Origin of the sequence: Sphingomonas sp., assembly GCF_048594985.1 — a bacterium.
Lineage (GTDB): Bacteria > Pseudomonadota > Alphaproteobacteria > Sphingomonadales > Sphingomonadaceae > Sphingomonas_I.
Map to the genome: position 1 here is coordinate 1 of NZ_JBMDXG010000294.1, position 8,983 is coordinate 8,983.

Sequence of the window (8,983 nt, forward strand, 5' to 3'; positions counted from 1 at the left end):
CTGGTGACGATGGTGGAGAGCATGCGTGCCACGATCGAGGAACTGGGCGGAGAATATAGGTTCGGCACCCGCGTCGACGGGATCGACGTCCAGACCGACGGGAGCGGCGCGCGCCGCCTTCGTGGGCTTCACCTGCACACCGGAGATTATCTTGAAGCAGAGCGCGTCGTGCTCGCGATCGGCCACAGCGCGCGCGATACCTTCCACATGCTCCATGAGGCAGGCGTCCAGGTCGAGCCCAAGCCCTTCTCGCTCGGCGTGCGCATCGAGCATCCGCAGACCTGGATCGACCGGGCGCGATTCGGCCCGAACGCCGGCCACCCGATCCTGGGGGCGGCCGAATATCACATCTCGCACCACTGCTCGAACGGGCGCACCGTCTACAGCTTCTGCATGTGCCCGGGCGGCACGGTCGTCGCGGCGACATCGGAGGAAGGCGGCGTCGCAACCAACGGCATGAGCCAATATGGCCGCAACGAGCGCAACGCGAACTCCGGCTTCGTCGTCGCGATCGATCCCGCGCGCGACTTTCCCGGCGGCCCCCTCGCCGGGCTGGCCCTGCAGCGCCATTGGGAAGCCAAGGCGTTCGTCGCGGGAGGATCGAGCTACAAGGCGCCGGCGCAACGGCTCGGCGACTTCCTCGCCGGCCGGCCATCCACGTCGCTCGGCTCGGTCATTCCTTCCTATCGGCCGGGCGTGCAGCCCACCGACCTGGCCGAATGCCTGCCGGACTTCGCCGTCGCCGCGATGCGCGAGGCGCTGCCGGTGTTCGGTCGCCAGATTCCGGGTTACGATCATGCGGACGTGGTGATGACGGGCGTGGAGACGCGCACCTCCTCGCCCGTCCGCTTCACGCGCGGCGCGGATTTCCAGAGCCTCAACACGGCGGGCCTGTTCCCGGCCGGGGAGGGGGCGGGCTATGCCGGCGGCATCCTCTCGGCAGCGGTGGACGGCATCAAGGTCGCCGAAGCCGTGGCGATGAGCCTGTGCCCGCCTGCGTGAAGGTCTTCTTCGACGGCGGTTGTCGCGGCAATCCCGCGACGATGGAGATCGCGGTCGTCGCCAGGGGACGGACGGTCATTCTGCGTGACCTGGGCTCCGGCACCAGCACCGATGCCGAGTGGCTGGCGCTCATTCACGCGTTGGAGGTCGCGAAGGCGCTCGGCCTTTCCGACTTCGTCCTGATCGGTGACTCGGCGGACGTGGTTGCGAAGGCCAATGGCGTCGTGAAATGCCGCGGCGCTTCCGTGAGACACCACGAACGGTTCCGCGCCCTGGCCTCCTCCGTCAGCCTTCCTCGTGTGCGGCACATCAAGCGTTCGCACAATCTGGCCGGGATCGCGCTCGCCAGGCTGCATTCGCGGTAGCGCCGGCTCCGCTGCTCAGGCGATGGCCGCCAGCATGGCTTCCAATTGGCGGGCCACCGGACCCGCATCCTGCGACAGGATCAGGTGAAGGCTCTGGGCGGTGCGTGCGCTCGTGCGCACACCAAGGGCAGTCAGGCCCGACATATCGACCCGGTCGGGTGCGGCGCAGGCAAGGATGAGGCGGCGGCCGCGATGCGAAACCTCACGGACCTCGGCTGCCTGCAGGAGCGCCGACCACGCAGACGCGGCCGGTTCCGGGCCGACCGGCACGGTGTCGAGTCCTCTCAACTCCTGCGCCAATTGATCGGCTTCCGGGCCGACCACCACCTGGATCCCGCCGGAGCCGAGCCGGATCACGCCGCGCGCGCCGGCGCCGCGTAATGCGGCATCGTCGACGGCGGCGGGATCGCGGACGGTCAGGCGCAGGCGGGTGGTGCAGGCGTCGATCGTGACGAGGTTCGCCTTTCCGCCGAGCGCGCGCAGATAGGTCGCCGCCTTTGGCAAAGGCGTGGCCGCATCCTGCTGCACCGACGCGTCCGACGACTCCCGGCCGGGAGTCTTCAGGTCGAAGCGGCGAATGCACCACACGAACGTGACGTAATAGAGCTCGAAATAGATCAGTCCGATCGGGAGCAGGAGGAGCGGCCGCGTCGCCAGCCCGTAGTTAAGCACGTAATCGAACAGGCCGGCCGAGAAGCCGAAACCCAGCTTCACGCCCAGCAGCGCCATCAAGGTCATCGCCAGGCCGGTGAGGATGGCGTGCACCAGGAACAGCAGCGGAGCGAGGAAGAGGAAACTGAACTCGATCGGCTCGGTCACGCCGGTAAGGAACGACGTCAGCGCGAGGCTGAGCAGCAGGCCGCCGACCGCCTTCTTCCGTTCGGGCAAGGCCGTGCGATACATCGCAAGGCAGGCGGCGGGCAGCCCGAACATCATCACCGGAAAGAAGCCTGCCATGAAGCCGCCGGCGGTGGGATCGCCCGCGAAGAAGCGCTTGATGTCGCCGGTCGCGCCGTGGAAGTCGCCGATCACGAACCATGCGATGTTGTTGATGATGTGGTGCAGGCCGGTGACCAGCAGCAGCCGGTTGAGCAGGCCGTAGACGAACAGGCCGACCGGCCCCGACGCGACCACCCAGCGGCTGACACTGTCGATCGCGACCTCGAACCACGGAGAGCCCGCGCCGAACAGCAGGGCAAAGCCGCAGCCCGACAGCCCAGCCACGATCGGCACGAAGCGGCGCCCGGCAAAGAAGCCCAGATAAGCGGGCAGCGCGATTGTCGAGAAGCGGTTGTAGAGCCAGCCGGAGACGAGGCCGGAAAGGATCCCGGCCGGGACGCTGAGCTTGGCGATCTCCTTGGCCTGCCATGCGGCGGCCGCGGCCTGGTCGGCGGCGAGCTGCGGCGGAAGGGAGAGCAGGGGCTTCGCGCCCTCGGTCGCGACGAGATAGCAGACCACGCCGGCGAGCCCCGCCGCGCCGTGATTCTCCCGCGCGAGCCCGATCGCGACGCCGATCGCGAACAACAGGCCGAGATTCGAAAAGATCGCATCGCCCGCCGCCGCGACGAACGCGATGTCGAGCATGTCGGGCTGGCCCAGACGCAGCAGGAGCGCGGCGATCGGCAGCACCGCGATCGGCAGCATCAGCGCGCGGCCCAGCGGCTGAAGGCGCTCGACCGTGGTGGAGATCCAGCGCGTCATGGCCTGTCCTCCGTCAGGATCGCGCGTACCGCCTCGGGCGAATGGGCCGCGCAGGCGCGCTCGGCCACTTCGCGGCATCGGTCCATGGTCAGCCCGCGCACGGCCGCCTTCAGGGTCGGGATGATCGCGGGGGTTGCCGACAGCTCGGTCACGCCGAGGCCGACCAGCAAAGACGCGGCAAGCGGATCCGAGGCGAGCCCGCCGCACACGCCCGTCCAGCGCCCGTGCGCGGCCCCGCCGCGCGCCGCCTGTCCGATCAGGCGCAGCACGGCGGGATGCAGCGCATCGACCTTGGCCGAAACCGCGGCATTCGTGCGGTCGCAGGCGAGCGTATATTGGGTGAGGTCGTTGGTGCCGATCGAAAGGAAGTCGGCCTCGACGGCGATCTGATCGGCGAGCATCGCCGCCGCCGGGGTCTCGATCATCACGCCAAGCTGGACCGGATCGGCGCGGCCCGTCTGCGCCATCGCTTCGCGCAGCAGCGCGCGGACCTGCGCGACCTCGTTCGCGTCGACGATCATCGGCAGCATGATCCGGCATTGGTCGCCGGGCACCCCGCGCAGGATCGCCCGCAACTGCGTCATCAGCAGGTCCGGGCGGGCAAGCCCGAGCCGGATGCCGCGCTGTCCCAGCGCCGGATTGTCCTCGCGCTGTTGCGGCAGATAGGGGACGGGCTTGTCGCCGCCGATGTCGAGCGTCCGGACGATCAGCGGACGGCTGCCGAGCGTGGTCGCAATCTGGCGATAGAGCGCCGTCTGCTCCTCCTCGTCCGGCGCGGTCTCGCGGTCCAGAAACAGGAATTCGGTGCGCAGCAGGCCGCAGCCTTCCGCCCCGGCACCGATCGCGACGGAGGCGTCGTCGACGGAGCCGAGATTGGCGAAGACCTCGATCCGCGTGCCATCGGCCATGCGGCATTCCTCATGCGCGCTGGCGATGGCGGCCGCGCGGGCTGTGCGGCGGTCGGCGATCCGGCTCTCAGCCTGGGCGAGGCTGCCGACGCCGGGATCGTCGTCGACCGTTCCCGCATCGGCATCCAGGACCACGGTGCGCCCGTCGGGAATGCCCAGGACGGCGGCGCCCGCCGCGACCACCATCGGTACGCCCGCCGAGGCGGCCAGGATCGCGACATGCGCCGTGGGGCCGCCAGCGGCGGTGCAGATGCCCGACAGCCGCGTGCGATCGAGCGCCTGAAATTGCGACGGCAGCAGATCATGCGCGATCAGGATCGTGCCCGGGGTGAGCTTCGGTGCAGCGGCGGGGCCCTCGCCGAGCAAGACGGCGATCACCTGCTGCTCGATGTCGCGCAGGTCGGCGACCCGTTCGATCAGCATCGCGTCGCCGGTGCGTTCGATCTCCTGCGCGGCCGCCTCCACCGCGCTGCGCCAGGCGAAAGCGGCGCTGCGACCATCGGCAATCGCGCGCTGCGCCGCTTGGTCGAGCGCCGGATCATCGAGCAAAGCGCGATGCGCGTCGGCAATATCGCCCCGCCCGAGACTGGATGCCGCCACGCCGATCGCGTCGGCGAGGGCGGCGCGTTCCTGCGCAATGCCCTCACCATCGCGTGGCACGTCGCGGATCGCGGGACGGAATTGCAGCACCTGCCCGACCGCCAGCCCGGGCGAAGCGCAGACGCCGCCCGGCGCCGTTGACGTAGGGGTCGTGGCCACCGCGTCAGCCGCATCGTCGCCGAACCGGTCGCGGGCGAAAGCCGCAAGCGCTTCCAACACCGCCTCTGCATCGGGCCCGCGCGCCTCGGCCCGAAGGCAATCGCCCTGCCGTGCGCCGAGCGCGAGCAACGCCACCGTACTGCGCGCGTCGGCGGACCGCGCCCCGTGGTGGAGCATCACCTGCGCGGTGTAAGCCTTGAGCAGAGCGCCGATCCGCGCGGCGGGACGCGCGTGGATCCCGTTTACCCCCACCACCTCAAGAATGCGGGTTGCGACCTCTGCCGACATGGACACGACGGTCTCCGCCCGCGCTCCCGCGACCCGTGCGATCGGTTCACCTGCCCGCACGACCCGGTCGATTGCATCGATGGACAGGCGTGCGCCTTCACTGGCGATGACGATGGGCGTGATGAGGTCCTTGGCGCCACGACCGACGCGGTCGAGATCGAAGTCGATCAGCGCGTCGCCCGCTCGGACACGCGCGCCGCCCGCCACGCGCGCGATGAAGCCCTCACCGGCCAGCGCGACAGTCTCCAGCCCGATGTGGATGAGCAGCTCGACGCCATTGTCGAGCCGCATCGTCACCGCGTGCGCGCTGGCGGGCACCGACACGATCTGGCCATCCGCCGGTGCGCGCAACACGCCCTCGATCGGATCGATCGCGACACCGTCGCCCATCATCCGTTCGGCGAAGACCGGATCGGGCACCGCGTCGAGCGGCGCCAGCCAGCCCGCGAAGGGCGCGTGCAGCACGATTTCGCTCATGGGGCGATCAGCTCGACCGTATCGATCGCCCACAGCGGGTCGGGTCCGCGCGCCGTATAGGTGAAGCAGAGATCGCCATCATCGCCTGGTGCCAGCGGCGCGATCAGGCGCGTCACGCCGGGATTTGCCGCCGCCGGGGCGAGCGGCAGCGTCGCCACCACCGGCCCATCGCACGAGCCGCGCCGCACCTCGAACTCGCCGGCGGGGGTGGCGGGCGGGCGGAAGCGGATCGCGTCGCGATCGGCGCCTATCTGGAAATTGAACGGCACCTGCCCGACGCTGAGCGCAATCGACGTCGCCCCGCGCGCCGGCGCGGCGCGCCAGATCGAACAGGGCCGCGTGATATCGACCAGGAAATGCGCACGCGGGCCCTTTGCGGGATAATCATCCTCCAGATCGAGGAGCGCGCCCTGTTGGCAGGCCTCGAGCTCGCGGCTGGTCCGCAGCCGTGCGGCGCGACTATCGATCATGCGATCGAGCGCGCCGGGAAGGACGCGCTCGCCCAGCAGGCTCGCCGCGCGCAGACGCATCGACCCGCCGGTTGGCAACGGACCGGTGTACAGCGCCGCGCTTGCCGAGGGGGGCGATCCGTCCCGCGTGTATCGGATCGGCAGGCCGGACTGGTTGGACAGGCGCAACTGTCCGCCCTCGATCCGGGCGGTGACCGCGAAAAGGCTGTCGGCGGGCTTCAGCCCGAGCGGGACCATGCGATCGAGCTGCGCCACCACCTGCGGGACGAAGGAGGCGAGATTGGGCTTCTCCCTCGCCCAGCCGAGTTCGGCGACCGCAAGCGCGCGCGGAAACTGCATCCACGCCGCGCGATCCTCAGTCCGGACATGCTCGGTCCACAGGTTCGCCTGCACGCCGATCACGTGATGGCGGTGTTCGGGCGCGATCGCGTCCGGCACGGGATCGAAGGCGAGCACGTCGCCGATGGTGATCAGGTTGCCGCGGCCCGGCGGCTCCTCCGGACCCGTACCCTGGCGGTTGTCGAAATAGAGGATCGGCGAAGGGCTGAGAATCGTGTCGTGTCCGGCCCGCGCGGCGGTGATCGCGCCGTCGATGCCGCGCCACGACATGATCGTGGCATCGGCCGGCACCCCGCCGGCCAGGATCTCGTCCCAGCCGATCATCTGGCGGCCATGGGCGGCAAGATATCGCCCCATCCGCGCCATGAACCAGCCCTGCAAGGCCTCCTCGTCCTTGAGGCCGAGAGCCTTCATGCGCGCCTGAACGGCGGGGCTGGCCTTCCACTGATCCTTGGTCGCTTCGTCCCCGCCGAGGTGGATCCACGGTGATGGGAACAGCGCCATGACCTCGTCGAGCACATCCTCCAGAAAGCGGAAGGTCGGCTCCTCCACATTGTAGAGCCACGGGAAGACGCCCCAATCGGACCAGACGCGATCGGGCAGCGGCACGCCGACCCCGAATTGCGGATAGGCACGGATCGCGGCCACGGCGTGCCCCGGCATCTCGATCTCGGGGATGATCGTGATGCCGCGTTCCTGCGCGAAGGCGACGATCTCGCGGATCTGCGCATGGGTGTAGGAGCCGCTGACGGTTGGCAGTTCGGGGGCGCCGGGCGCGTGCGCCGGGCGGCGGCGAGACGAGACCTGCACCAGTTTCGGATATTTGCGGATCGGGATGCGCCAGCCCTGATCGTCGACCAGATGCCAGTGGAGCCGATTGAGCTTGTTGACCGCCATCCAGTCGATCAGACGGCGGATATAGTCCGGCGATTGGAAGTGGCGCGCGCTGTCGAGCATCAGCCCGCGCCAGGCGAAGCGGGGGCCGTCCTCGATCGTCACGGCAGGCACGTGGTGCGCGGCGTCCTGCGTCGCCAGCTGCCACAGGGTCACGGCACCGTAGAGCAGCCCGGCATCGTCCGAGGCGGTGATCGTGGCGCCGCTCGCGTCGGTGACGAGGCGATAGGATTCCGGGGGCATGCCAGAAGCCCTGACGAACCGAATGACGGCGGCGCCCTTCGCCGTTCTCCGGGCGAGGGTCAGCGCCTGGCTCCGCAGCAAGGCGGTCAGCCGCCTCGCCGCATTGGCCGCGCCAGTATCGTTCGCGGGCGGCAGGATCGCCACATGGGCATCGAACGTGAAGCCACCCTGCCGCGTCACGACGCTGGCTGGCGCCGGCAGGAGGCTTGGCATCGGTGAGGCCGCGGCGGCGGTCGCCCACAGCATGACAGTCAGGCCTCGTCCGATCACCGCATATGTCCCGAGATCATGGTAGACGCTTCGTGCGCAAAAAGAAGGGCGCCGGATCGTGACCCGGCGCCCAGGGGGTCAGAAGTTCACCCGCACGCCGGCGTAGAAGATGCGACCATTTTCATATTTGGCGCGGAAGGCGGTCTCTGTTCCCGAATATTGCTTGATCTTGGTATTGGTCAGGTTGACCGCGTCCGCCGTCAGCGCGACCTGCGGCGTGAGCTTGAAGCTGACCGATGCGTCGAGCGTATCGGTGGCCGCCTGATTAAGCTGCGCCGCGCGATCGATGTTGATGAAGAATTTCGACCTGTAATTGTACGACAGCCGCGCCGACAGCATGTCGTTTTCGAAGAAGCCGGTCAGGTTGGCGGCGTGCTTCGAATTGCCCGGGATCGGGTCGCCCGCGTCGGACGAGGCGTCCGAATAGGTGTAGTTGGCGATCACGCCGAACCCGCCGAACAACCGGCGCGACACCTGCAGCTCGATGCCCTTATTCTCGCCGCCCGACCCGTTCGACCGCCGGTTGATGTCGAACAGGCAATTATAGAGTTGGTTGCCGGCATCGATGAGGGTGCAGCGGGCCAGGTTCGGTGTCGACGTCTGAACCGGGAAGGTCTCCTGCACGGTGCGATTGACGATGTAGGAGCGGATATCCTTGTAATAGAAGGCCGCCGCCACGATCGTTTCGCGATCGGGATACCATTCGATGCTCAGGTCGGCATTGTTCGACCGATAGGGCTTCACGCTCGGATCGCCGCCGTCTCCCGACAGCGCGCCGGGGTTGAGGCTGACGCGCGGGACGATGTCGGTATAATCCGGACGCGCGACCGAGCGGCCCAGGCCGAGGCGCACCGTCACCTGTGGCGCCACGTCGAGCGAGAAGTTCGCGCTGGGCAGGATGTCGGTGTAGGTGTGCTTCACCTCGATGGGCAAATAGATGCCGAACGCATTGTCCTCGATCGCGCCCGGCGTGCCGGCAGGAACACCGAGCTGGTTGCCGGCGGAGGTTTGCTCCGTCCGGATCACGCGCACGCCGAAATTGCCGCGCAGCGTATCGCCCGCATCGCCGACCTTCGCCATCGCATAGCCACCATAGGTCTTCTCGTTGATCGAGAAGTTTTCGGGCGGGTTTATGATGCGCTGGAGTGCGGTAGCGGGAAGCGAGCGGATGATTTCTTCCAGTCGGTTCGCGTCGACGTTGAAGTAGCTGGTGAGCGTTCCGGGTCGCGCGATATTTTCGAGGAAGTTGCCCGGCGTGGTTCCGCCG

At 68.6% G+C, this 8,983-nt stretch carries 6 protein-coding genes; 2 read left to right on the forward strand and 4 right to left on the reverse strand.

Features of this window, described 5'->3' with window-relative positions; all coding sequences use genetic code 11:
- Positions 1-1,002 (forward strand): NAD(P)/FAD-dependent oxidoreductase (locus ACOJSF_RS12015; protein WP_420142435.1); only part of this gene is annotated, 1,002 nt, incomplete at its 5' end.
- Between the two features lie 41 nt (positions 1,003-1,043).
- On the forward strand, positions 1,044-1,367 hold the full coding sequence (locus tag ACOJSF_RS12020; RefSeq protein WP_420142436.1) for a reverse transcriptase-like protein: 324 nt from the start codon (positions 1,044-1,046) through the stop codon (positions 1,365-1,367).
- A gap of 15 nt (positions 1,368-1,382) precedes the next feature.
- Here the strand turns inward: ACOJSF_RS12020 and nagE are convergent, their stop codons facing one another.
- The 4 genes from nagE to ACOJSF_RS12040 all read right to left on the reverse strand — a co-directional run.
- Positions 1,383-3,068, reverse strand: coding sequence for an N-acetylglucosamine-specific PTS transporter subunit IIBC (gene nagE / locus ACOJSF_RS12025; RefSeq protein ID WP_420142437.1), 1,686 nt, complete (start codon positions 3,066-3,068; stop codon positions 1,383-1,385).
- Positions 3,065-5,500, reverse strand: a complete 2,436-nt coding sequence (gene ptsP, locus ACOJSF_RS12030; protein ID WP_420142438.1) for a phosphoenolpyruvate--protein phosphotransferase — start codon at positions 5,498-5,500, stop codon at positions 3,065-3,067. The genes nagE and ptsP overlap by 4 nt, the downstream gene beginning before the upstream one ends.
- A complete protein-coding gene (locus ACOJSF_RS12035; protein WP_420142439.1) occupies positions 5,497-7,659 on the reverse strand; it encodes a beta-N-acetylhexosaminidase in 2,163 nt (720 codons plus the stop codon). The genes ptsP and ACOJSF_RS12035 overlap by 4 nt, the downstream gene beginning before the upstream one ends.
- 135 nt (positions 7,660-7,794) lie before the next feature.
- Positions 7,795-8,983 (reverse strand): TonB-dependent receptor domain-containing protein (locus ACOJSF_RS12040; protein ID WP_420142440.1); only part of this gene is annotated, 1,189 nt, incomplete at its 5' end.